Annotated in this window: 21 protein-coding genes; 16 read left to right on the forward strand and 5 right to left on the reverse strand. The window is 63.6% G+C overall.

Going from position 1 to position 24,950, the window contains the following annotated elements:
• Nucleotides 1–1,287, reverse strand: a complete 1,287-nt coding sequence (locus ACW4LP_RS04485) for a class II glutamine amidotransferase (RefSeq protein WP_288219484.1) — start codon at nt 1,285–1,287, stop codon at nt 1–3.
• A 274-nt stretch (nt 1,288–1,561) separates the two neighbouring features.
• On the opposite strand from ACW4LP_RS04485, the gene ACW4LP_RS04490 reads away from it, so the two are divergent.
• On the forward strand, nt 1,562–1,870 hold the full coding sequence (locus tag ACW4LP_RS04490) for a hypothetical protein (RefSeq protein ID WP_114540435.1): 309 nt from the start codon (nt 1,562–1,564) through the stop codon (nt 1,868–1,870).
• A gap of 454 nt (nt 1,871–2,324) precedes the next feature.
• Here the strand turns inward: ACW4LP_RS04490 and ACW4LP_RS04495 are convergent, their stop codons facing one another.
• Nucleotides 2,325–3,191, reverse strand: a complete 867-nt coding sequence (locus ACW4LP_RS04495) for a ZIP family metal transporter (protein ID WP_173114591.1) — start codon at nt 3,189–3,191, stop codon at nt 2,325–2,327.
• A 140-nt stretch (nt 3,192–3,331) separates the two neighbouring features.
• Nucleotides 3,332–3,571 (reverse strand): hypothetical protein, encoded by a 240-nt coding sequence (locus ACW4LP_RS04500; RefSeq protein ID WP_147272720.1) that lies wholly within the window; start codon nt 3,569–3,571, stop codon nt 3,332–3,334.
• Nucleotides 3,572–3,790: 219 nt separating this feature from the next.
• Between ACW4LP_RS04500 and ACW4LP_RS04505 the strand changes: the two genes are divergently transcribed.
• The 13 genes from ACW4LP_RS04505 to ACW4LP_RS04565 all read left to right on the forward strand — a co-directional run bounded on the left by ACW4LP_RS04505 (nt 3,791) and on the right by ACW4LP_RS04565 (nt 19,274).
• Nucleotides 3,791–4,276, forward strand: a complete 486-nt coding sequence (locus ACW4LP_RS04505) for an RNA polymerase sigma factor (RefSeq protein WP_198161077.1) — start codon at nt 3,791–3,793, stop codon at nt 4,274–4,276.
• Entirely contained in the window at nt 4,273–5,175 is a 903-nt protein-coding gene (locus tag ACW4LP_RS04510) for a hypothetical protein (RefSeq protein WP_114540436.1), read from the forward strand. The genes ACW4LP_RS04505 and ACW4LP_RS04510 overlap by 4 nt, the downstream gene beginning before the upstream one ends.
• 638 nt (nt 5,176–5,813) lie before the next feature.
• Nucleotides 5,814–6,248 carry a 50S ribosomal protein L13 gene (gene rplM, locus ACW4LP_RS04515; RefSeq protein ID WP_022740957.1) on the forward strand — a complete coding sequence of 145 codons (435 nt, stop codon included), beginning with the start codon at nt 5,814–5,816 and terminating at the stop codon, nt 6,246–6,248.
• Nucleotides 6,249–6,250: 2 nt separating this feature from the next.
• Nucleotides 6,251–6,643 carry a 30S ribosomal protein S9 gene (gene rpsI, locus ACW4LP_RS04520; protein ID WP_022740956.1) on the forward strand — a complete coding sequence of 131 codons (393 nt, stop codon included), beginning with the start codon at nt 6,251–6,253 and terminating at the stop codon, nt 6,641–6,643.
• Nucleotides 6,644–7,041: 398 nt separating this feature from the next.
• On the forward strand, nt 7,042–8,535 hold the full coding sequence (locus tag ACW4LP_RS04525; protein WP_418385203.1) for a hypothetical protein: 1,494 nt from the start codon (nt 7,042–7,044) through the stop codon (nt 8,533–8,535).
• A gap of 121 nt (nt 8,536–8,656) precedes the next feature.
• Nucleotides 8,657–10,318, forward strand: coding sequence for a molybdopterin-dependent oxidoreductase (locus ACW4LP_RS04530; protein WP_418133620.1), 1,662 nt, complete (start codon nt 8,657–8,659; stop codon nt 10,316–10,318).
• 9 nt (nt 10,319–10,327) lie between these two features.
• Nucleotides 10,328–11,137 (forward strand): molybdopterin-dependent oxidoreductase, encoded by an 810-nt coding sequence (locus ACW4LP_RS04535; RefSeq protein WP_117284478.1) that lies wholly within the window; start codon nt 10,328–10,330, stop codon nt 11,135–11,137.
• 7 nt (nt 11,138–11,144) lie between these two features.
• Entirely contained in the window at nt 11,145–11,435 is a 291-nt protein-coding gene (locus ACW4LP_RS04540) for a molybdopterin-binding protein (RefSeq protein WP_278982162.1), read from the forward strand.
• Between the two features lie 309 nt (nt 11,436–11,744).
• Entirely contained in the window at nt 11,745–13,259 is a 1,515-nt protein-coding gene (locus ACW4LP_RS04545; RefSeq protein ID WP_418133619.1) for a rhamnulokinase, read from the forward strand.
• Nucleotides 13,260–13,327: 68 nt separating this feature from the next.
• Nucleotides 13,328–14,581 (forward strand): L-rhamnose isomerase, encoded by a 1,254-nt coding sequence (locus ACW4LP_RS04550; protein ID WP_455803500.1) that lies wholly within the window; start codon nt 13,328–13,330, stop codon nt 14,579–14,581.
• A gap of 9 nt (nt 14,582–14,590) precedes the next feature.
• Entirely contained in the window at nt 14,591–15,523 is a 933-nt protein-coding gene (gene rhaD / locus ACW4LP_RS04555; protein ID WP_455803501.1) for a rhamnulose-1-phosphate aldolase, read from the forward strand.
• 26 nt (nt 15,524–15,549) lie between these two features.
• On the forward strand, nt 15,550–16,911 hold the full coding sequence (locus tag ACW4LP_RS04560) for an MFS transporter (protein WP_455803502.1): 1,362 nt from the start codon (nt 15,550–15,552) through the stop codon (nt 16,909–16,911).
• 269 nt (nt 16,912–17,180) lie between these two features.
• Nucleotides 17,181–19,274: a glutamine synthetase III family protein gene (locus tag ACW4LP_RS04565; RefSeq protein ID WP_455803503.1), complete on the forward strand. Its 2,094-nt coding sequence runs from the start codon at nt 17,181–17,183 to the stop codon at nt 19,272–19,274.
• A 402-nt stretch (nt 19,275–19,676) separates the two neighbouring features.
• Here ACW4LP_RS04565 and ACW4LP_RS04570 read toward each other — a convergent pair whose 3' ends face one another.
• Nucleotides 19,677–21,734: a tetratricopeptide repeat protein gene (locus tag ACW4LP_RS04570; protein WP_455803504.1), complete on the reverse strand. Its 2,058-nt coding sequence runs from the start codon at nt 21,732–21,734 to the stop codon at nt 19,677–19,679.
• A 223-nt stretch (nt 21,735–21,957) separates the two neighbouring features.
• Nucleotides 21,958–22,734, reverse strand: coding sequence for a response regulator transcription factor (locus ACW4LP_RS04575; protein ID WP_452040362.1), 777 nt, complete (start codon nt 22,732–22,734; stop codon nt 21,958–21,960).
• A gap of 118 nt (nt 22,735–22,852) precedes the next feature.
• Here ACW4LP_RS04575 and ACW4LP_RS04580 point away from each other — a divergent pair, with 118 nt between their 5' ends.
• Complete coding sequence (locus tag ACW4LP_RS04580) at nt 22,853–23,797, forward strand: ATP-binding cassette domain-containing protein (RefSeq protein ID WP_455803505.1); 945 nt, start codon at nt 22,853–22,855, stop codon at nt 23,795–23,797.
• Nucleotides 23,790–24,929, forward strand: a complete 1,140-nt coding sequence (locus ACW4LP_RS04585; protein WP_455803506.1) for a hypothetical protein — start codon at nt 23,790–23,792, stop codon at nt 24,927–24,929. Before ACW4LP_RS04580 ends, ACW4LP_RS04585 begins: the two co-directional genes overlap by 8 nt.
• The last annotated feature ends 21 nt before the right edge of the window (nt 24,930–24,950 follow it).

Consider the following 24,950-nt stretch of genomic DNA (forward strand, 5'->3'; position numbering starts at 1 on the left):
TTAAGCCTCCTTCCGGCGGGGCAGCACGCCGACCTCGTGGGCCAACGGCGCGTTGTGCGGATCGTTCTCGGCGTCGGCATCGGCGGCAGCCTTGGCGGCGACCACGGAATCAAGCTGCACCACGAAGGGCTCGCCGCCCCCGATGGCGCGCATGTTCTCCGCGTCGGGGCACACCAGCTCGATGGCCGCCTGCTCGCTGGCCATGTACACCATGGAGCCCTTCTCGGCGGCCATGAGGGCTCGCAGCTTCAGCCGGTCGTTGATGGCGAGCAGCCCCTCGCTCGAGCCCAGAATCACCGAGAAGGGCCCGTTCACGAGAGCGCTCGCGTAGGTGGTGCGCAGGGCAGTTTCGAAGGCGGCGTCGGCCGCATCCATGGCGTCAATCTCATCCCACGCCGGCGCGGTCATGATGTGAGCGGCCAGCTCCGGCGACAGCCCGTGGCGGCGGCTCAGCAAATCGAACAAGTAGGTGATGACCTCGGTGTCGGTCTGCAGCTCGCAGTCGTAGCCGAACTGCTCCACGTAGCGGCGGTTCGCGTCGTAGCTGGAAATCTCACCGTTGTGCACCACCGACCAGTTCAGCAGCGTGAACGGATGCGCGCCGCCCCACCAGCCGGGGGTGTTGGTGGGGAAGCGTCCGTGGGCCGTCCAGGCCCAGGCGTCGTAGTCGCAGATGCGGTAGAACGCGCCGATGTCCTCGGGGTAGCCCACGCCCTTGAAGGCGCCCATGTTCTTGCCCGACGAGGCGACGAAGGCCCCGTCGATCTTCCCGTTGATGTGGAAGACGTGGGCCATGGTGTACTCGGCCTCGTCCAGGCCGCTGGCCGCCAGGCGCATGGGGTGGGGCGCGGCGAAGTAGCGCCAGATGTCCGGCGGGTTCTTGATGGAGGCCACCGGCTCGGTGGGGATGCGCTCCTGCTTCTCGCTCATAAAGTAGGTGTCCAGGTAGGCCTCGGTCTCACGCCGGGCCTCGTCGGACTCGTACATGATGTGGAAGGCGTACAGCTCCTCGTACTCCGGGTAGATGCCGTAGGCCGCAAACCCGCCGCCCAGGCCGTTCCCGCGGTCGTGCATGAGCGCGATGGAGCGCAGGATGTCGCTTCCGTCGTGGCGCGCGCCGCTTCGGTCCATGATAGCCGCGATGGCGCACCCAGCGGGAATGCGCACATCGCCCTCGCGGGGCGCGCGCGGGTGCCGGTCGCAGGGCGCAAGGCGCGCGGAGCCGGCGACGACCCCAGTGCCGGCGGCGTCGGGACGCGCGGTGCGCGGTCGGTCGAAATCGTACATGGCGTTCTCCTTGTGCATTGTGCGGAATGCTGTATCGTCAGCATAGGAGAGCAATGTTTCGCGAAACCGACTCCGGTGTTTCGCCTTTGTTAAGCCTTGGGGTGAAGGTTAGGAGGCGCGCGTTCTTGCGCGATGTCTTTTGGAGGAAGATCTTGAGCATACCCAGTGTGGAGGTGCTATGACGATCCAGTTACGGGAGAGCTGCTGGCAACAGCTATGGTGTTCGGAATAAACTGATTTGGAAAGAATGTCGAGCAATGAGGGTTGGTTGACCATGGGCGATAAGACGCCGGAGCGCAAGGGGCTTCTGTGGTGGATCGAGCACGAAAACACTAACGAGGCTTGGACAATGAAGAACCCCTGGGCCGTCGGTGCGATTGTCCTGACGATCCTCATTGTGCTGTGCATGTTGGCGACGTTTTTCTGGGGGCTGCCCCGTCCGGTGGCCAATGTGATCGTGAATGTCGCCTTCTACGGTTATTGGGGCGTTCTTCTTGCCTTTGAGATTAAAGCCAAGCACCGCGTCGCTGCCGCGGGCACCGCGTTCACGATGGTATTCTTCGCCTTCTTATGGTGGCTATGAGCTATCTCTTCTCGCGCGCTCTCGTAGGTTTATGGCGTTCGGTTGCCGAAGAGGGCGTTTTCTGCACGAGATCTCGAGTTATAAGCCCCTGAGGAATCAGCGGCGGGACGCGTTACTAAGAAGCATTTTCAAAACCCCAGGTCAGATTGTTGTCTGCAAGGATGAGCCATTCGGGGTCGGCAATTAGACACCCCCGAGACGCTTATAACTCAAGATCTCGTGCATTTTTCGACCAGTTCGTTGACGGAACGCTTCTTGACGGACGCCCGCATCGCTGTTCTCAGGTGCGAATGGCGCCTAGAAACGCGTAGGATCATTTTGCCTGCCGATTGGGATGACGAAGAGGACGGACGGGGCCTACGATGCCCTCGCATGATTCGAAGCCCGGGGAGATTTGGCTTGCCTACGCTGAATTCCTCGATCATCCGGGCATCGGCAAGGTTCGCCCAGCTTTCTAGAAGAAGATCATGAACATGCCGAGGGCTAGGCCAACCATGACGGCGAAGGCGGGGAGTTTGCTGCGGTAGATGAGGTAGCTCTCGGGCATGATTTCGCCGAAGACCACGTAGAGCATGGCGCCCGAGGCGAACCCGAGCGACATCGTGAGGCCCAAAGGCCCGATGTCGCCGAGCCAGAAGCCGAGCCACGCGCCGAGCACCGTGGGCAGACCGCATGCGGCCGTGAGCAGCGTCGCTTTCACGCGTCCCGTGCCCCCGGAGATGAGCGGCACGGCCACGGCCATGCCCTCGGGGATGTTGTGCAGGCCGATGAGCACGGCCATGATCATGCCGGTGCCCCACATGAGGTTGTCGGACACGGCGAAGCTCGCGCCGATGGTCATGCCCTCGGGGATATTGTGCAGCGCGATGGCGCAGGCCATGACGACGCCGGCCACGAACAGCGACAGCCTGGAGTCGTTGTGGCGCTTGTGCATGTTCAAGTGGTCGGCGTGCACCAGTTCGTCGATGTCGTCATGGGTCTCGGGATGATGCTCATCGGCGGTGTGCGACACCTCCTTGCGGGTCTTGCGGTCGATGAGGTGGTTCAGCAGGTACACCACGGCCACGCCCAGCGCCACGGCGAAGATGACCAGCACCACGCCGTGCTCGGCAATCTGGCTGGCGGCTTCCTCGGCCTCGGCCAGAAGATCGAAGCACACCATGGCGGTCATGACGCCGCCGGCGAAGGCCAGAAGCAGGCTGATGGTGCGGTTCGACTCGCTTTTGAACAGGGCGCCAATGAAGCCGCCGAGCCCCGTTCCCCCGGCGCCGGAGATGAGCGTGACCAACGTGACGAATGCGAACGGCGACAGAGTTTCCATAACGGACAGGCTTCCTTAGACCCCGGGATTTCACAAAGCATTCCGTATTGTGCTCCATCGCCCGCGCCCCTGCGAGCGCAACCGCCCGCGTGTAAGCCAACGGAAACAATTCCCCTCGCAACGGCGCAGGCGGGGATGGACTACGCGAGCTTTTCCAGCGCTTTTTGATAAGCGGCTTTTTCTTCAGCGCGAGACGCCTTCGGTTTCTTTCCCGCAAGCGCACCTGCGGCCTTCAGTTCGCTTGATGTCGGTTCGGGGATAGGTGCGATCTTGGAGCACGACCGATTTCCTGCAGTGACAACGAATTCGGCTCCTGTTTCATCTACATGTTGTAAGGCGGAGGGAAGATTCGCCTCCGCTAGGGCAATGCTTGTTGCCACGAAAGCTCCCTTCTAAGGCACCCTGAAGATTTTGGCTATGTTACTTTAATCATGATCATCTGGCTAGTCTGTCGTTCGTATTGATGCGTTGCCAATGACTTTTCAGCAACTATCTCATCTGCGATCGCGCGAAGAGTCGAGGGTATGAAATAAAACCTCCTTCTGAAACGTGTTATTGGTTGAAGGTGAAGAACGCACGCGAAGAAAGGTGGCACGACGGTGACGGAGGAGGATCGCATCGAGCGGCTTGTGTGCGAGTATGGTCGCATGCTGGTGCGGCTAGCTGCCTCGCGGCTTGATTCCGTCGCTGACGCTGAGGATGCGGTGCAGGACGTATTCTGCACGCTCGTGTCCAAAAAGCTCGTGTTCGTGGATCCCGAGTATGAGAAGGCGTGGCTTATCCGCGCGACGATTAATCGGGCGAGCGACTTGCGCCGGCGCAAGTCGCGACTCAATGTGCCGCTCGATGAGGCTCGCGCGGTGCCGGACGATGCAGCCGAGACCGAGCGCCGCGGCCGCGAAATGCTCGCTTGTGTGCGAGCCCTTCCCGAGAAATACGCGGTCGTTCTTCATCTCCATTACTATGAAGGCTGCGGCTTGCGTGAGATCGGAGTCATGCTTCGCGTGCCCGCGGCTACCGTGGGCACGCGGCTGGCGCGCGGTCGTGCGCGGCTGAAAGCGCTCCTAGAGGAGGAATCGCTATGAGTTGGAACGATTATCGGGCTGCTATGGACGAGCTGCCGATTTCCGAGAATTTCGAAGACCGCATCTGCGCGGCGGTGCGAGAAGCGCGCCGCGAAGACGCACGAGCGGTGGTCGTGCGGCCTTCGCCTGCCAGAGCCAAACGTCAGAGCCGTGTCCTCTTCCCGCGTGCTACGACGCTGGGGAAAGTGGCCGTTGCGGCTGCTATTTGCTTAGCTATCGGAGGAACAGCTTACGCCACCGCGTCTTTTGAGGATTTGGCGCGTATTGCCGCCGATGCCGACCAAGCGCAGGTAGCTGAAGTATTCGAACAGGGGGCGGGCGAGCGCATCGATGAGACGCAGCGCGTTGGCGATTTCGACATCACGTTGCTCGGTCTTACCTCGGGTCAAGCGTTGGTGCCCCTGACTGAAGGGGTGAATGCGAACCGCACCTATGCCGTGCTCTCGTTAGCACGTGCCGATGGGTCGCCGATCGATCAGGCCTACCTTGACCAATCGGCAGAACGCTGGCTCGCGAACGGCGTAGATCAAGGGGACGGTAGTATGGAGGTTGATGCCTCTCGCCTTCCCAAAGACGAGCACGGCTTCTCGGCTGACGCTCTTGTTCTTGAGAACCTCGACTTCACGCCGGTCGCTGTTGGCTCCGATGGTGCGATAGCTGCCCGAGGAGAGCAGGGGGTGGCAAGCTATATTGAAGACGGTGCGATCTACTTTGTTGTTGATATGCCCGCGGAAGAGAATGGCCTTCCTGTCAACTATCTGGCAATCTGGCTTGGTGCATTTGCCGACAGCGACAGCCCTGGCAATCGGCTGTCGGATCGCCTTGAGGTGAGCGAACGGGGAACGCTGTCCTTCGTCGGCGGCATCGCTGGTGCCCTTTTTGAGCTACCGCAACGATGATTCTGCTAATTTCCTCAGCGGTCGGTTGCTGAAGGGATCGCTTTTTGCACGAGATTGACGGTTATGAGCGTCTGGAGGGGTGCGAGGTTGCCAGCTGTGAAGGTGCTCCTGTACGCGCGATGCTCTGACCTGGGGTTTTTCAAGCGTCTTCCTGGAATGCGCCTCGTTGCTCAACCTTTAGACGCTCATAACCGTCAATCTCGTGCATTTTTCGACTGATTCGTCGACGGAGCGCAACGTGGCGGCCGTCCTTCCCTACTGCAGAGGGATCGTCTTTCTGTGCATGGTTCCCTTCTGCGGTGAAGTGCTCCCAGCCTGCCGCTCGGCAGTGGAGTTTTGGCGATTCTTCGCTTTCTCGGAGCGGTTTCGTTGACATTCGCGCGCGGGCGGGTGAGAATGCAAAAGTTCGCTTTCAAAAGCCCCGTAAACGCATGGGTTCAAGGAAACGCAACCGCCGAGGGTTGTCCAGGCCCGAAGCACCGCGTGTCGGCGTAGGAAACCGGCGTCTGAGAATCGTGCACTTTTGAAAACAAACACTCTGGCGGACGGTTCCGTCCCCGCTATCGCGGCTGCCACGCCGACGCGGGAAAGGAGGCTTCAGCCGCCCGACAGAACCTGCAATCTATTGGAGGAAAACAGTGAAGACGTATCATGCAAAGCCCGGTGAGGTTGAGCGCGAGTGGGTCATCATCGACGCTGAGGACCAGGTTCTCGGTCGTGTGGCCACCAAGGCTGCTCAGATTCTGAAGGGCAAGCACAAGCCGCAGTACACCCCCCATGTGGACACGGGCGACTTTGTCATCATCATCAATGCTGACAAGATCAAGGTCACCGGTACCAAGGCTGCCACCAAGACCTACTATCGTCACAGCGGGTTCCCGGGTGGGCTCAAGCAGGAGACGTTCACCGAGGCCATGACCAAGCACCCCGAGCGCGTCATCGAGCATGCCGTCAAGGGCATGCTGCCGAAGAACACGCTGGGCCGTGCGATGGGCAAGAAACTGAAGGTGTACGTCGGCGCTGAGCATCCCCATGCCGCTCAGCAGCCCCGCAAGATCGATCTGGAGGGTTAATCATGGCAGATGAGGCTTTGTACTACGGCACCGGCCGCCGCAAGAACGCGGTGGCGCGCGTCCGTCTCGTTCCCGGCACTGGCAAGGTGACCATCAACGGTCGCGACGGCCAGGAGTACTTCGGCCGCGAGGCGCTGTTCAACTACGCGATGACCCCCTTCAAGGTGACCGACACCACCGGCCACTTCGACGTGAAGGCTCGCATCGACGGCGGCGGCGTGTCCGGTCAGGCCGGCGCCCTGCGCCACGGCATCTCCCGCGCTCTGCTGGAGGCCGGCGACTACCGCGCCGAGCTGAAGAAGGCCGGCTACCTCACGCGCGACGCCCGTATGGTGGAGCGCAAGAAGTACGGTCTGAAGAAGGCCCGCAAGCGCCCGCAGTTCTCCAAGCGCTAAGTTTGGAGTCGCGCATCGTTTGTCGGTGCCGCGCAATGCTGCAATCGAAAGCCCGCTGTCCGCAGCGGGCTTTTTCGTGTCTCTGTTCGTGGAATTGTGCGAGATCCGGCTCGCTTGCAAAGAAATACAACGGTCGTGCGCAGAAAAGTGCGATTGAGCGAGTTTCGGACTCGCTCAATCGCACTTTTTTCTGCATGTGCTGCCATTTCGGGATGAAAAAGCTCGCTCAGTCGCACTTTTTCTTGCATAGAACCGCTCTTGCGGTAGCGGGATGGCGAGGGGTAAAGGGTGGAAAAAACTTTCTAGCGCGCGCCCAACCTCTTGAAGTGGGGCGCGTCTTTCTGAGAACATAGCTTCGTTCGGAGGAAGAATGGGAGAGCAAAGGGGAGGGGAGAATCGTGGAATCCAAGTCGGCATTTCGCTCGGCGCCGCTGCTCGATCGGGCCCTGCGTATCGCCTCCCAGCGGGCGCAAACCTACGACAGTTTGGCGGAATCGCTCGGTGTAACTCCCGAAGATGCGGCGCTGTATTGGTTTTCCATCAACAGCTTGCGCCGCGGCCTCGGGCATGATCTGCCTCCGCTTTCGGCTTCGGCTCGCTGCTGGTACGACCCCACCTGGCACTTGGAGGCGCTCCTCGAAGAGTTCCAAATCAACGAGGGGCTCGCGTCCCATTACGGACGCATCTTTTACGATCCGGAAGGCGGCCATCTGGAACTGAACATGGCGGCCAACGAGGTGGTGTACGCCATCGGCCTCGAGCACCCCGACATCGACGTTGCGCGGCTGCGGCGGGTGTGTGTGCATGCCTGCGAGCCGGAATGCGGCATCGAGCTTCTGGCGGCCAATGCCGGCAAAGTGCTGCTGTCAATAGAGGAGTACCGCGACGAAGCAGTCACCCCTGCTTTCATTGAGATGCTCTACGCCAGGCTGGTGGCCGGCATCGAGGCGGTTCCCGAGGATACTTCGGCCCGGGTCGAGGGGCTCGAGCTGCTCTGCTCGTTCATCGATGGGGGCACCGGCCCCCTCAAGGGCCAGTGCGGCGACCATCGCCTTATTGTGGCGCTGACGGCGCTGTTCTTCGTGAGCGCATCGGGGATGTTCCCCGTGGGCAATGCGCCGTTCGCCTATCTGCTCTACCTGCTGCTCCTTCATCGTTCGGGCTATCATTTCTCGGCCCACGTTCCCGTTATGCGCCTGCTCTACGGTACCGGCAGCGCCCTGTGCGCCCAAGAGCGCGGGCGCTACGCCGCCGAGGCGGACGCGCCGGCGCTGCCGTTCGAGCCGGGAGATCTGGCCGTGGAATACGACGGCACCTACGATTGGACGCTCGTGTTCGAGCGCGCCGTCGAGCTTATTTTGGACGAGCAGCGCTGGGTGATGACCAAGCTCGAGGGCATGAGCCGCCGGCGCGATCGACTGCGCGCCATCATCGACGCCGACGGCTCGATGAACGCCCGCCAGAAGGAAGTGCTGCTCGAGGCGGTGCTGCACAGCAACGCGGAGTTCACCTACGACATTCACATGAAGCGCTACGCCATCTCCTATCCGAGCGCCCGCAGCGATTTCGGGCGCCTGATGGATCTGGGCTTTCTCCAGCAGAGCGACGACGGCGTGCGGCACTTCTTCTTCGCCAACGACGACTTGCACGAGCGGTGCCGGGCCTATTTGCGCGAGCATTGTGCCGAAGCCTATCTGCATTACTACGACAACGAGGGGCGGCTGCGTCCGGAATTTCGTGCTACCGACGAGGCGTCCGCGCTGTACAACCGCGACATCGGTTTCTACGAGAAGGCGCTGCTGGACAAAATGTACACCGAGCACTACGACTTCCGACGCGCCTCTATCGCCGACAGCGACGGCCTGATACGGCGAAGTCCAACCCGGGATTAAGCGCTGCGGCCGCACGCAGGTGCCGGCGCAGCGCCCATTCCAATTCCATCAAGTTTCGAAAGCCCGGAAAGGAGGCGCGAAGCGTCAGGGGAGCTTATTTTCCAAAACCTAAGGAGGAGATATGAGAGAGCAAGCAACGAGAACGGGGCGGCGCTCGCGCAAGGGGATTGCGTGCGCGGCGGTGCTCGCGTGCGTTTTGGGAGCGGGATGTTTGGCCTGGGGCTGCACTCCGGCTGCCGCGCCGAGCGATGGGGCCGACAAGACGGCCGATTCCACGACAACAACCGAGCCGGCTGCCGCGACAAGTGACGGCTACAGCGATCAGCTGGCCAGCATCAGCGGGTTCCCCACGGAGGGTCGCTTCGTGGACGGCGTGACCGCCCTGCCCGGCTTCTATCAGAACAGCGAGAAGAACGCCGCCAACGCCGAGGCCAACGAGCCGCTTCGCTACACCGACCGCAATGGGTTCACCGTGCAGCCGGTGCCTTCCGACGATCGCGCGTTCAACATCACGTACCTGAACGCCGAGAACCGCGGCTGCACCTCATGCCACACGCTTGAGAGCGCCATCATGAGTCTGCCCACCTACCATCGCCTGATCTTCTTCGGCTATCCCACCGAGCAGGCCTTCGCGAACTGCATTGCGTGCCATTCCAAGACCTATCAGGGAACGAACTATCTGGGCGAGGCCATCCACAACACCCACATGACGAACGCGATGTTCACGAGCCAGGGTGGCACCTGCTTCTCGTGCCACTACAACGACGTGGAGACGCAGACCCTCGGTCGTTGGGACGACTACAAGTACAACCTCTACCACGGCATCACCGACGTGGCCGCCGAAGAGGTCCAGGTGACGACGAGCTACGACCAGACCACGATCACTCCGGCTGAGAACCGCTTCTTCAAGACGGTGAAGGACGAGCCGTCCGAGTGGCTCGTGGATGACACGCAGGTGGATCCGTCCATCTATGAGAACTGGACCGTCTCCATCGACGGCGACTGCGACAATCCGGTGACCATGACCCTTCCCGAGATGGAAGAGCAGTTCGGCACCGTGAAGCAGGTCATGAAGATGGACTGCACCATCAACGGCGTGGGCCAGGCCACCATCATGCAGAGCGAGGTGGAGGGCATTCCGCTGTCGAAGGTTATCGAGTTTGCGAAGCCCAAGGCCAGTGCCAACATCGTGAGTCCCATCGGCTCGGATGGCTACGACTACGCCCAGATGCCCATCGATTGGGTGGTGGACAACAATGCCATCCTCGTCACGAAGATGGACGGCGAAGTGCTGCCGAACACCCAGGGCTACCCTTGCATGGTGTGGGTGTACAACACCTCCGGCGGCAATTTCGTGAAGCGCATCAGCAACCTCACGTTCATGACCCAGCCCGAAGACGCCGCCATGAACCAGGTGTACCTGGGCGAGTTCGCCGACGACTGCACGGGCGAGGTGTACTCCAAGCCCAACAGCGGCGTGCTGAACTACCCCACCAATGTGGTGCTCACGGGTGACGAGGCCAAGCCGGTGCATCTGGAGGGCTTCGCCGATGCGTGGAACGAGCCCATCAAGAAGCTCGAGTTCTCCTTCGACCACGGCGCGACCTGGACAACGCTGGACACGCCGAACAACGATTCCAAGTACTGGACCTACTGGCGTATGGACTTCACGCCGCCCGAGGCCGGGACGTACCTGATGGACATCCGCACGACGAGCATCGCGCCGGACGGCTCCGATCACGTGAGCCAGTACGATACCCAGTTCATGTTCACGGTGGAGTAGGGGGAGACCATGAGAGATTTGAAATCGAAGGGCCGGGCCGCGGCTGGCGCCTTGGCGAGTTTGACGATGATCGCGTCCATGTCGGCAGTGCCGGCCTTGGCGGTGGCGCCGGGCGATGGCGCTGACGGGAATGCTGCCGCCGACCCGCAAGCGGAGGTGGGCGAGAACGCCGCCGTGGCCGGTGCGGTGAAGGTGGCCCGAGCCGAGGGCGTCTTCTCCTACGACCAGGAGGCCGTCACGCCCAACGAGACCATCCGCACGATGTTCCAGAAGGCCGTGCGCGTGGTGTGCGGCGCTGGTATCGCGCTTGCTTCGGAGAACCCGCTCGACTGGCAACTGACGGTGTCGGGTGCGGTGAATGACGCCTACACCGCCTCGGTGGGCGATCTTGCCGGCGACGAGTCGGTGCAGCAGAAGATGACGTGCACCTGCGGCGGCAATCCCGCGGGCGGCCGCGCTATCGTTACCGCGAATGTGAAGGGCATTCCGGTCGAGTCCATCCTGGAGCGCGCCGGCGTGCAGCCCGGGGCCAATGCGGTGACATTCGTGTCGGCCGATGGCACCGAGACCATGCTGCCGCTCGGCTACGTGATCGGGCGCCACGGCGTGCTCAGCTATGAGATCAACGAGGAGGCGCTCACTGCCTCGGTGGGCGGGAGCAATCAGCTGTGGATGACCCGCACGCCCGCGAACTACTTCGTGCGCGATGTGGTGGAGATCGTGGTATCGGCCGAGGACGAGGCGCCGGCGGTGCCCGGCGAGGGCGACGAGCATCCCAACAGCCCGAACGCCGGCGTGCTAGCGGGCGCGCAGGAGTAGGATCGCGATGATTGCGCCGCTCGCGGTGGAAGTAGGGCGCCCGGTGCGCTTCGAGGGTTACGCCGAGGACTACGGCGTGCCCATCGTGACAGTCCAGTTCTCGTTGGACGACGGCGAGAACTGGACCGACTACGACGTCTCTGGTTCCACGGGCGATCGATGGGTGCACTGGACCTTCGAGTACACGCCCGAGGCGCCGGGAACCTATTGCCTGCTCGTGCGTTCGGTCAACGAGCGCGGCGAGGTGGGCCCGGAGCCCGATACCGCCGCATTCACGGCCTTCGCGCCGGAAGGTTAGGGGGCGGATCGCCCGAAGTTGCACGATTGTCGGCGCAGTGAGGGCGCCTGAGCAAATATCCTTCTCTGAGGGGCCCGGTTCGTCCGGGCCCCTTTCAATGGCGACCCATGAAGTCATTGTTGTTGATTTGTTACAGGCCGCCACCTCTTTGGGCGCGCGCCCTTGCAGAGGGCCCCTTTGCTGGTACACTGTGCGCCGCATTAATGGCTTGTGCGTTTTCCCAGGTAAAAGTTGAGAAATACGCTCATGGTCAGCGGGGATCGCCCTCGGCGGTGCCCCCTGCTGGCGTGCGAAGATAGGAATGGCGACATGGCGCATCGTGCGCAGGGGTTGCGGCGCGACTGCTACGCGGCCGTGGACATCGGGGCCTCGTCGGGCCGCGTGGTGGTGGGCTTCGTGGAAGACGGGCTCATTCGTTTGGAAGAGGTGCACCGCTTCGACAACCGCCAGGTGCGTCGGAACGGCCACGACTGCTGGGATGTGGAGCTGCTTTCGAGCGAGCTGGTGCGGGGCCTTGCCCTCTGCAAGGAGGCGGGCTTTGCCCCGAAATCGGTGGGCATCGACACCTGGGGCGTCGACTTCGTGCTGCTGGATGCCGAGGACAACCTGGTGGGCGATGCCGTGGCCTACCGCGACTCCCGTACGGCTGGCATGTACGAGGTGGCCGATGCCATCATGGCCCCCGAGGAGCTGTACCGCCGCTGCGGCCTGCAGCGCCAGCCCTTCAACACCATTTACCAGCTGCTGGCACTTCAGCGCGAGCATCCCGAGCAGCTTGAGGCGGCCGACTCGTTCCTCATGATTCCCGACTACTTGAACTTCCTGCTCACGGGTGAGAAGGCCATCGAGTACACCAATGCCTCCACCACCGGCCTTCTGAATGCGGAGACTGGCGCATGGGACGAGACAGTCATGGAGGCCTTCGACATTCCTCGCCGGCTGTTCCGCAACGTCACCCACGCCGGCGCGTGCTTGGGGCCCGTGCGTCCCGAGATTGCCCGCGCCATCGGCTACGACACGCGCGTGGTGCTGCCGGCCACCCACGACACGGGCAGCGCCTATCTGGCCGTGCCCGCCTGCGATTTGCCGGCGGTGTTCCTCTCCTCGGGCACGTGGAGCCTGCTCGGTGTGGAGAACCGCAGCCCCATCTGCGCCGAGGCGGCCTTCCGCGAGAACTTCACCAACGAGGGCGGCTACCATTTCCGCTACCGTTTCCTGAAGAACATCATGGGGCTGTGGATGATCCAGTCCATTCGCCGCGAGCTGAACGGCATCACCTACGTGGTGGACGAGAAGGCCATCCGCAAGGGGCGCCTGCACCAGTACATGCGCGTCGAGGGCCTGGGGCACGAGGTGGGGTTCGCCGACCTCATCAAGGCGGCCGACGAGGCCGAGGCCGCTGGAGTGACGGCCTCCATTGTGAACGTGAACGACGAGAGGTTCCTCTCGCCCGATTCCATGATCGAGGAGATTTGCGCGGCATGCGAGGAGTCGGGGCAGCCCGTGCCCGAGACCTTGGGCGAGCTGATGCATTGCGTGTACGAGAGCTTGGCGCTGTGCTATCGCGAGGCCGTCGAAGGCCTCTCGCAGCTAGCCGGCCACGAGTACGCGTCCATCAATATCGTGGGCGGCGGCTGCCGCGACGGCCACTTGAACCGCCGCACCGCCGAAGTATGCGGCCTTCCCGTGTACGCCGGCCCCGTGGAAGGCACCGCGCTCGGCAACCTGGCCGTGCAGATGCTCGCCGACGGGGTGTTCCCGCACCTCAAGGCCGTGCGCGCCGCCATCGCGGAGTCCTTCGACGTGCAGAAGGTGGAACCGTGATGGGTGATTCCGACCCCGACGATTTACAGCAAGAGCTTCTAGATACTGGTGAACAGAAAGGAAACCCGATGACTACCATGTACGATTTGGCCCGCGAGGAGTACGCCGCCCTCGGTATCGATACCGAGGCGGTGATGGAGAAACTGGCCGCCAAGCCTATCTCGGTGCACTGCTGGCAGGGCGACGACGTGCTCGGCTTCGACCAGGAAGGGGGTCTCTCCGGCGGCATCCAGACCACGGGCAACTACCCCGGCCGCGCCCGCACCTTCGAGGAGCTGACCGCCGATTTCGAGGCCGCCATGGCCCTCGTGCCCGGTGCCAAGCGCATCAACCTGCACGCCTCCTACGCCGTCTTCACCGACGAGAACCCCTGGGTCGACCGCGATGCCATCGAGTACAAGCACTTCGAGCCCTGGGTCGCGTGGGCGAAGGCGCACGGCTACGGCATCGATTTCAACCCCACCATCTTCGGCCACCCCATGATGAACAACGAGCTGTCGCTGTCCTCGCCCGATAAGGCGACGCGCGATTTCTGGATCCGCCACTGCAAGGCCTGCCGCAAAATTTCCCAGCAGATCGGCGAGGCGCTCGATGACCAGACGCTCTGCAACATCTGGATCCCCGACGGCCTGAAGGACGTGCCCGGCGACCGCTATGGCTTGCGCGAGCGCCTGCGCGACTCGCTCGACGAGATTTACGCCGAGAAGTACGACCGCGTCATCGACTCCTGCGAGTCGAAGGTGTTCGGCATCGGTCTGGAGTCGATGACCGTGGGCTCCAACGAGTTCTACCTGGCCTACGCCGCCACGCACCCCGGCGTGTACGATCTGCTGGATCTGGGTCATTTCCATCCCACCGAGAACGTGGCCGACAAGCTCTCGGCGCTGCTGCTGTTCTTCGACAAGGTGCCGCTGCACGTGACGCGCCCGGTGCGTTGGGACTCCGACCACGTGGTGCTCTTCGACGACCCCACCAAGGAAGTGGCCATGGAAATCGCCCACATCCCCGGCGCCTGGGAGAAGGTCATCATCGGCCTCGACTTCTTCGACGCCTCCATCAACCGCGTGGGCGCCTGGGCCACGGGCACGCGCGCCATGGAAAAGTCGCTGCTCTACGCGCTGCTGCAGCCGGGCGAGCGCCTGAAAGAGCTGCAGGACACCTACCAGTTCACCGAGAAGATGATGCTGGCCGAGCAGGCGAAGTCGATGCCCTTCGGCGCCGTGTGGGACGAGTACTGCCGCCGCGCCGGCTGCCCGCTCGACGGCGAGCTGTACCCGGCCGTGGCCGCCTACGAGGCCAAAATCCTGCCCGAGCGCATGTAAGGAGCAATCATGGCATTTTTCGATCAGGCACAGGAGATGCTCTCCCAAGGCATCGACACGGCGCGCGGGGCGGTGTCCGGCGTGGCCATGGAGCAGCTGGGATTCGTGCGCGGGTTCGTGCGCCTGTGCAACGACGGCTGGGAGCAGGGCTGGCACGAGCGCAACGGCGGCAACCTCAGCTATCGTCTGCGTCCCGAGGATGTGGACACCGCTCGCAAGTTCTTCGACAAGGAGCCGCGCCCTTGGACGCCCCTCGGCGTTGAGGCGCCGACCATGGGTGGTGCATACTTCCTCGTCACCGGCACCGGCAACTACATGCGCAATGTGGCGTCCGATCCCTCTCGCAACATCGGCATTGTGGAGCTGTCCGCGGCTGGCGATGTCTACCGCATCGTGTGGGGTCTCGACGACGGGGGGCGCCCCACGTCCGAGTTCCCGACCCACGTCATGAACCACGCCGTGCGCTCTGCGGCCACCGACGGCACCTGCCGCGTCATCTACCATGCGCACCCCACCAACATCATCGCGCTTTCCTACCTGTTGCCGCTGGACGCGCGCACGTTCACGCGCGTGTTGTGGAAGGCCATGACCGAGTGCGTCGTCGTGTTCCCGGCTGGCGTCGGCGTGGTGCCCTGGATGGTGCCCGGTGGGGCCGACATCGCCCGGGCCACCTCCGAGCAGATGAAGACCTTCGACGCGGTGGTGTGGGCGAGTCACGGCCTGTTCGTCTCCGGCGCCGACTTCGATAGTACCTTCGGGCTTCTGCACACCATCGAGAAGGCCGCCGACATCTACGGGCGCGCCCGCGCCATGAACGGCGGCTCGGGCGAATTCCTGAACACCATCACCGACGAGGGGCTGCGGCAGATCGGCCGCGAGTTCAACGTCAAGATCAACGAGGCCATGCTGGATTTCCCCGCGGCTTCGGCGACCGACAACTAAGCAACTAAGAAAGGGTCTGCAAAACTATGGCTCTGTCCCAAGAGAAAAAAGGCACCATCGCCGTATCACTCACCAACTTCCTCGACTCCGGCTGCATCGTGGCCTCGGGTGTGGCGCTGGCGGCCTGGGCGATTGCTTTCAACTTCGACAACGTGTGGGTGTCCATCTTGGGCGCCGTGGGCGCGAATGCCTTCGGCGCGGCGGTGGGCGCGCTCATCGGCGGCTTTCTGGCCGATCGCTTCGGGCGCAAGTTCATCTACACCTATAACCTGCTCGTGTACGCCACGGGCGTCTTCCTCATTATGTGCGCGGTGAACCTGCCCATGCTCTGCGCCGGCATCGTCATTTCCGGCCTGTCCGTGGGCGCCGGCGTACCGTCGTCGTGGAGCTACATCTCCGAGATGTCCTCCTCCACGAGCCGCGCCGCCAACATCGGCATCAGCCAGTTCGCCTGGTCCTGCGGCCCGGCGGTCATCTTCCTCATCGCGCTTTTGTTCTCGTTCATCTTCCCCACCTTCGGGCCGGATGGCGCGCTTCTGCCGGCGGGCACCTACGGGCCCTTCGACGGCCTGTTCGCCATGCGTCTGTTGTTCCTCATCCTGTTCGTGGTGGCGCTCATCGCGTGGAATCTGCAGCGCAAGCTGGAGGAGTCGAAGGACTGGACGGAAAAGCAGTCCGCGGCTGAGGGCAAGCGCGACACCTTCATCCAGATGATGGGCCGCGCGCTGACCAATTCGGTGAACGTGAAGTCTATCGTGTTCCTGGTGGCGGTGTACCTGACGTGGAACATCGTGGCCGGCACCATGGGCCAGTTCATGCCCTACATGTACGCGGCAGCCGGGCATTTGGACGACACGACCATCTCGCTTCTACAGGCGGTCATGTGGATCCTCACGGCGGTGGGTTCGCTTGCCATCTTCTCGAAGTTCGGCGACAAGGTCCCGCATCGCATCCTGTTCGCGGCCACGGCCGTGATGGCGCTGGCGGCCTGGGTGGTCATGGTGTTCTTCGGCATGCAGCTGGAAGCGGGCACGGCCGATAGCTGGGGCTGGCTTCTGTGGGTGTTCGTGGCGCTGTGGGGCATCTCAGCCGGCTTCTCGGCCCAGTGCTTCTATGCGCTGTGGTCGACGGAGCTGTTCCCGACGCTGTATCGCGGCGGCGTGCAGGGCATCATGTTCTTTTTGGTGCGCGGCGTGCTGGGCATCTGGTCGCTCGTGGCCGTGGCGGGCCTCGGCGTGGAAACCCCGGCGGGCTTCGTGACCGCTGGCATCATCATGTGCGGCTTTCTCTTGGTATCGCTCGTGGTGGGCGTCATCTGGTGCCCCAACACCCAGGGCCGCACCCTCGACGAGATCACCGAGGAGCGCTACGGGAAACATATCGATTAGCTGCACCCTAAGCACACCGTCGTGTTGCGCCGAATACGCGCTGCCATTTGTCGAGCGCGATCTTAATTCCTCAACGACCCTGCCTCGGCGGGGTCGTTTTGCGTGGGGCGTGAAAACGAACCGCCCCTTTCGTAACGTCGGTTTCGCTTACCAGAAAACTCCTCGAAACAATGCGCCATTAACTTGGAACGTGCCGGGTGCAGCCGTTGCGGTGGCTCCGACGTGGTATCTTATTCCGATCATCGACCCGAGTGAGGAGCGAACCCGTTATGTCGAAAGTGACCGATCTGTACGGCTCCATGGTGTTCAACGAGCATGTGATGCGCGAGCGTCTGCCGAAGACCACCTACAAGCAGCTGATGAAGACCATCAAGGAGGGCGCGCCCTTAAACGAGGACGTGGCCAACGTCGTCGCCCATGCCATGAAGGAGTGGGCCATCGAGAAGGGCGCTACCCATTACACTCACTGGTTCCAGCCGCTGACGGGCATCACCTCCGAGAAGCATGACAGCTTCATCGATCCCGCCGATGACGGCTGCGCCATCATGACCTTCTCCGGCAAGGAACTCATCCAGGGCGAGCCCGATGCCTCCAGCTTCCCCTCCGGCGGCCTGCGTGCCACCTTCGAGGCCCGCGGATACACCGCCTGGGATCCCACCTCCTACGCCTTCATCAAGGACGAGGTGCTCTGCATCCCCACGGCCTTCTGCAGCTACACCGGCGAGGCGCTCGACAAGAAGACGCCGCTTCTGCGCTCCATGAAAGCCATCGAGACCCAGGGCCGCCGCGTGCTCGACCTGTTCGGCGACGACTCGTCCGATCGCGTGACCACGACCCTCGGCGCCGAGCAGGAGTACTTTCTCATCTCCGAGAAGGACTACGAGAAGCGCCTCGACATCATGCTCACGGGCCGCACGCTGTTCGGCTATCCGCCGGTAAAGGGCCAGGAGCTGGAGGAGCACTACTTCGGCGCCATTCGCCCCACGGTGAACGAGTTCATGAAGGAGCTCGACGACGAGCTGTGGGCGCTCGGCATTTCCGCGAAGACCAAGCACAACGAGGTGGCCCCGGCCCAGCACGAGCTGGCGCCCATCTTCGCCGAGACGAACCGCGCGGTGGACGAGAACCTGCTCACCATGGAGAAGATGAAGCTTCTGGCCAGCCACTACGGCCTGGTGTGCCTGCAGCACGAGAAGCCCTTCGAGTCCATCAACGGGTCGGGCAAGCACAACAACTGGTCCATCTCCGCCGGCGGCCGCAACCTGCTCGATCCGGGCGAGAACCCCATGGAGAACCTGCGCTTCCTCGTGTTCCTCACCGGCGTTATTGAGGCGGTCGACGAGTATCAGGAGCTTCTGCGCATGTCGGCGGCGAGCGCCGGCAACGACCACCGTCTCGGCGCCAACGAGGCGCCCCCGGCCATCGTGTCCATGTTCCTCGGCGACGAGCTGGGCGCGATTGTGGAGGCGCTCATCGACGATCACGACTACACCTCGGCCGAGCGCGTATCCATGGACCTTGGCGTGGACGTGCTGCCGAACTTCATCAAGGACAACACCGACCGCAACCGCACGAGCCCCTTTGCCTTCACGGGCAACAAGTTCGAGTTCCGCATGCCCGGCAGCGCCCAGAACCTGTCGGACGTGAACATGGTGCTGAACACGGCCATGGCCAAGTCGCTGAAGGAATTCGCCGATCAGATGGAAGGCAAGACCGGCGAGGAGTTCGAGGCGGCCGCCATCGACTACATCAAGCGCACCCTGCGCGACCACGAGCGCATCATCTTCAACGGCGACGGCTATTCCGAGGAATGGGAGAAGGAGGCCGAGCGCCGCGGGCTGGCGAACCATCGCACCACGGCCGACGCGCTGCCGTGCCTGGTCGACCAGAAGTCCATCGACTTGTTCGCCGAGTTCGGCGTGCTCACCGAGGACGAGGTCCGCTCCCGCTACGAGGTGAAGCTGGAGAAGTACAACAAGATCATGAACATCGAGATTCGCGCCATGAAGCGCCTGGTGCGCCGCGATTACCTGCCGGCCATCAACCGCTATGCCGCCAAGCTCGCCAACGGCATCACCTCTATCCGCAACGTGCTGCCCGAGGGTGACACCTCGTTCATGGAGGACAAGCTGAAGAAGCTCGTGGAAGGGGCCGCCGAGATCAACCGTCAGTTGGAGAAGCTGCACAGCTTGCATCGCGCTTCGCTGGAAGTGGCCGATCAGCAGGAGCGTGCGAACATGAACGCGCATGAGATCGTGCCGGTCATGGACGCTCTGCGCGCGGCCGTGGACGCTATGGAGATCATCGTCGAGCGCGAAGCCTGGCCGGTGCCCACCTACAACGAGATTCTGTTCTACGCCTAAGCGCGAAGCGCGTTGAGGCCGAGCGAACAGGATTGGTCGTTCAATCCGATCGAGCTTCGTTTTCGTCAGGTTTTTAAAAGAACCCGCCGTTCTGGCGGGTTCTTTTTTTGCAGCGGGCAGGATGCCGTGTACGTTGGAGGCTGCTCAGATGGCAAGTTTTCCGAGGATTGCGACACGCAAGTTCAATCAGTCTGAATAAAGTAACGCTATACGTATAATGAAAAGCCTTCTAGCGTCGGCAAAGGCCCCTATGCTGGCTAGTAACCGATTTGGACGTCGAAAACCTCGAAAAACTTGCCAGAAAAAGAGCATCAAGCATGCGGGGAAGGTGCGGGACGGGTGGGGGACGGACGGAAGAGTGCGCGGGTGGCTGTGTCCCGCTCACTCTTCCGCCCCGTGCTCCTACACGCCCTGGCGGAGGCTGGCGGCTACGGCGTGGAGGATGTCGTTGCGCTGGGTGCTCGCCACGAGGCTCGCCAAGGGAGCGGCGGCCAGCGGCATGTTGGCGTCGCAGAGCTCGATGAGCGCGCGGCCCACCACTTCCATCACGTCGTCCAGGGGCGCCAAGGGCACGCCGGCCGTGCGCAGGCAGGCCGTGGGATCCCAATCGCTGCCGGGCACGTTGTTGCCCATCTCGCTCACCAAGTCGTTGCGCTCGCGCAGGGCGGCCTCGCCCATGGGGCTCGTCTCCGGCACACGCAGGTAGCAGGCCAGCGCCTCGGGCAAACGTCCCGTCTGCCAGTAGGCGAAGGCCAGCCGGTAGTACACATAGGCGATGTCGTTCCCGGTGACGGCCACGCGCAGGGCATCGCGGGCCACGTCGATGATCCGGTCGTAGTGGTCGCCCTCGGCGAAGCAGGTGATGAGGTCGTTGTAGGCCGGGGCGCTTGTGGGGGCCAGCTCGATGCAGGCTCGGGCCTGGGCCTCGGCGGCGTCCAAGTCGCCCATGTCGCGGTAGATGCGCGAGAGCGATGAACGGGCCGCCTGACCGATGTCCGAGGCGCGCACGTAGCGCACGGCGGGGTCGCTTTCCACGAGGCTCGTCAGATAGCGGGCGAAGACGTTCTCGCAGTACAGAAGGCGGCGCGGCTCGGCGGGCTGGGCGAGGTCGTCCGCTATGACGTCGCTCGTCGCGGCGGCGCTCGTCTCGGCGACGATGTCCTCCAGCTGGGCCACCGCCAGAAGCAGCGAGTCGTCCTTCTCCTCCATGATGGCGCGGTAGCGGGCGGCCAGATCGGCGTTCTGCTCGCTCATAACGTCCAAATCGCTCACGATGTCGGCATGCAGAAGCCCGCGCAGGTTCTCCGGCAAAGGACGGGTGTCCTCGGCCACGGGGGTGAAGGGAACCGACAGCTCCACCGGCAGCGGCTCGACGGGCTGCAAGTTGCCCGCCTCATCGATGTTGATGGCGAACTGGGCCAGATGCAGCATGTCGAACAGCGCAGCCGGGTCGCATTCGGTGGCCGGCGCGGAGAACTCGCCGCTGCGGATTTTCGCCATGGCGCCCATGGTGAAGGGGATGCGGCCGAACTCCAGCGACATCACGGTCGGGCCCGCGATGGAACCCTCGCGGCCGTTCACGACGACGCGCGTCACGCCGACGGAGGTGCCGAAAGCGGCGGCGGCGATGAGGGCCGCCAGGCGCAGGGCGTAGGCGGCCGCGGCGGCAGGACGTTGCGCAGTGCAATCGGCCCACTGGCCCGTGGCGCTGCTCCAGCGCGACTTCGGGAACACGTCGGGGGTAGGCAGCGACACGCTGGCCACGATGGTTCCGGTGGCGCTGTCGCAGGCGAAGCGGTATTCCAGGCGGAAGGGGACCACCATGGCCTCGCAGGCGGCGGCCAGACGCGTGGAGAGATCCCAGTTGCCGCCGCGAGTGCCCGTCGTGCCGTACTGGGTGTCCAGCTTGTTATCGCGTTCGGCGGCGGTCAGGTAATCGTTGGCATCGTTGGCGATGGAGCGCAGCACCTGCCAGTCCAGCTCGCTGCAGGCGCTCTCGGTCGTGGCGCTCACAAAGGCGGTGCCCTCGTCGCCTTCCAAGGCCTTCGAAATGAGGGCCAAACGATCGAGCACGGACTCGATGCGCAGAATGGTGCCCCGGTTGCCGGCTGAAATCGTGCTGTCGTCGAAGATGGACCAGAACAGGCCCGTGGTGTTCAGGCGGCGCAGCTCCACCGGATGCTCCACGGCGATGGCGCGCAGGCTGGGCGCCTCGGCTTCGGAGAGCAGGCGGGCGGCGTAGGCATCGAAGCCCGAAGACGAGGTCGGGTCGGCCGGGTCGGCCATGGACACGCGGAACAGCAGGCCGTCGATGGCGTCGGGCAGCGGGGTGGCGGTGAACTCCGCCAGCGCGTCGCGGGTGGTGCGGCCCGAGGCGGTGGCGCCGGCCGCGTTCTGGGAGCCGCCGTCTTTGGCGGGCTTCTCGGGGTTGTTGCCCTTTTTGCGGAAGAAATCGAACACGGCGGAACCTTTCACCGGAGTAGTTGGATAAGTCTGCCCATTGTCCCACAGTGCGCGGTGTTTCACCGTGTCAACTTGGGAGAAATTGCCAGACCATCACGGTTTTCAGGAGATTTGCGAGCTTAATTGACGGGAAAGGGGGTGAGGTCAACAACATTCATGAGCAAAAGCATCAGGAATGTTAGCGAGCGATGCGCGGCGAAGCCCTCTGCGGCGCCGCCCGTCAGGCATTGTGCAGTTTGTAGCCCATGCCCCACACGGTTTGCAGGTAGCCGTCGGTGCCGGTGGGCTTCAGCTTGCGGCGCAGGTTCGACACGTGCACGTTCACCGTGGAGTCCTCCACCGAGTAGGGCTCGCCCCAAGCCAGCTCGAAGAGCTCCTGCTTGGTGAACACCTTCTGCGGCCGGCCCATGAGCAGCTCTAGGATGTTGAACTCCGTGCGCGTGAGGGCCACCTCCTCGCCGTCGACGCAAAAGACGCGCCCGTCGGGATCCAGCTCCCAGCGGCGGAAGGCGAGCAGCTGCGAGGAGCCGTCCGCCTTCGCGGCGCCCACGGCCGTCCCGGCATGCGCGCGCTCGGCATGGTGGCGTCGCTGCACCTCGATGCGGGCCTGCAGCTCGTCTAAATCGAAGGGCTTGGTCAGGTAGTCGTCGGCGCCGGCTTGCAGAAGGGAAATCTTGTCGGCGGCGGTGATGCGCGCCGAGATGACGATGATGGGCAGCGCGCTATCGGCGCCGCGGATGGCGCGCACGATCTCCTCGCCGGGCACGCCGGGCAGCATGAGATCGGTGATAACGACGTCCGGGCGCTGCTCGCGCAGAAGCAAGAGGCCCTCGGTGCCCGAGAAGGCCTGGCGGCAGCGGTAGCCGCGACGCTCCAGATGCGCGCAGACCACCTCGTTGATAGAGGGGTCGTCCTCGATGATGAGTATGTCGGCGACGGTTTCCATGGCAAGCAGGATAATACGCGCGGATGCGTTGGCGTCGGCATCTTCAAACAATCTTAACGCTTCGCCAGAACTTTCTTTAATTCCCGCGTCCACACTGAAAGTCGCTGGAAATGCGGTATAAGCGAGAAAGGATGGAAGCGATGGGATCTGTGAGAGAAGGGAGACGGCCGTGAACGTCATCGAGGCCCGCGGGCTGACCAAGGTCTACGGCGGCCGCGCGGTGGTGCGCGATTTCACCATGACCATGGCTGCGGGCGACATCTACGGCTTTGTGGGGAAAAACGGCGCTGGCAAATCGACGGTCATGAAGATGATCTGCGGCGACGCCCTTCCGACGGCTGGTGAGGTCGTTCTGTTCGAAAGCGATCGAGCCTCGGCGGGGGCCGCGGGCGCTGCGGGGCCGGATGAGGGCGGCGTGCGGCGCATCGGCGTGCTGATCGAAGAGCCGGGGCTGCTTTTGAACCTGTCGGCCTACCGGAACCTCATGGCGAAGGCACTCGCCTGGGGCATCGTGGACGGTCCGGCCCGCTGCGAGGAGGTGCTCAGGCTCGTGGGGCTCTCCTCGGTTGGCAACAAGAAGGTGCGCGGGTTCTCGCTCGGCATGAAGCAGCGGCTGGGGCTCGCCATGGCGCTGCTCGGCAGCCCCGATGTGCTGCTGTTAGACGAGCCTTTCAACGGGCTCGACCCCGAGGCGACGCGCGCCATGCGCAACCTCATCGTGCGCGTGAACGAAACCTTGGGCATCACGGTGGTCGTCAGCTCGCATGTGCTCGATCAGCTCGATCGCATGGCCACGCGCTACGGGGTCATCGCCGACGGGCGCATGGTGCGCGAGATGACGGCCGAGGAGGTGGCCGCCGAGTGTCGCAGCAGCCTGCGCGTTCGCACCGAGAACCCGGCCCGGGCGCTGGCACTTTTGGAAGAGGCGTATCCCGCGCTCGCCTTCAAGGCGGAGCTGGACGGGGCCATTGTTATCACGGGGGACTACGACGATGGTGCTATCAGCCGTCTGCTTGCCGGCGCCGGCGAGGTGGTGCGCGAGCTGTCCCAAGGCCGCCGCGATCTGGAAGAGTACTTCGTGGAACTGATGGAAGGGGGCGCGCAGTATGTTTAACTTGCTGAAGAGCGATATCTACCGCCTCGTGCATGGCAAGATGCTCTGGGTGGCCGCTATCGTGCTGGTGGCTCTGTCTGTTCTGGCGGCCGGCATGATGCACTGGGTGTCCTCGCCGGAGTTTCTGCGCATGACGGCGACGAGTTTCGAGATGACCGTGAACGTCGGCGACGGGGTGACCGGCGGGGCCGGCGTCCTGGGCGAAGGAGATGCTGCCGCTGCGAATGCATCAGCGGAAGCTGCGGCTGCGGCCGGCGCCTCGGGGCGCGGCCTGTCGCTGGATGAGCTGGACACGCTAGGCGCTGCCGAGGCCGCCGGATCGGCCGAATCCGAAGAGGACAGCGTGCGCGACGATGAGACGGCGAGCGATTCCGCATTCGCCTCGAGCGAGCTGTGGGATCTCGTCGCTGACAATCCCGAGGCGCTCAGCGACGCCGATTTCGAAGGAGTGTCCCGCGACATGCGCACCCTGGCCTCGCCGGCCGATATGCTGGGAGATATGGCGGTGTCGGGAGGGGCGTTGGCCATGGTCGTCTCGCTGGTGACGGCACTCTTTCTTGCCCAGGACTTCTCCATGCGCTTCGCGCGCAACTTGGTGATGGATCGCCGGGGGCGCGTGCGCTACTACGGCGAGAAGCTGGTGCTCGTCGGTCTTCTCGCGGCCTTCTATCTGGCCGTGGTCGCCCTGGCCGGAGCCGCGTCCTTCGCGGCGGCAGGCTTCACCTATGCGGCGGCAAGCCCGTTGGGCGACCTGGCGCTCTTCCTCGGGCTGGCCTGGCTTTTGGCCTTCGCCTACGGGTGCACGACGGCGGTCATCGTGTGGGCGAGCCGCAGCGCCGGGGCCGGGGTGGCCTGGGCGCTCGTGGTCAGCTCCGGCATCGCCGGCTCGCTTCTCGGCCAGGTGCTGCTTCTGCTGGGCCGGGGCGTGCCCTGGATCGGCGCGTTGGAGCCGTGGATGCTCGCCTCCTGCATGCAGAATGTGGGCAATCACGCCTCGACGCTGCTCGCGACGCCTGCTGCCGCCCCGCTGACCATGGCGCCCCTCGCTGTGCAGGTGCTCATCGTGGCCACCGCCGCGGTTGCCCTCTGCGCCGTGCTGACGTTCGGCCCGCTGTGGAAGCGCGATTTGTAGGAGACATCCGGTGGAGGGGCG

The organism is Adlercreutzia sp. CNCM I-6215 (genome assembly GCF_977072315.1).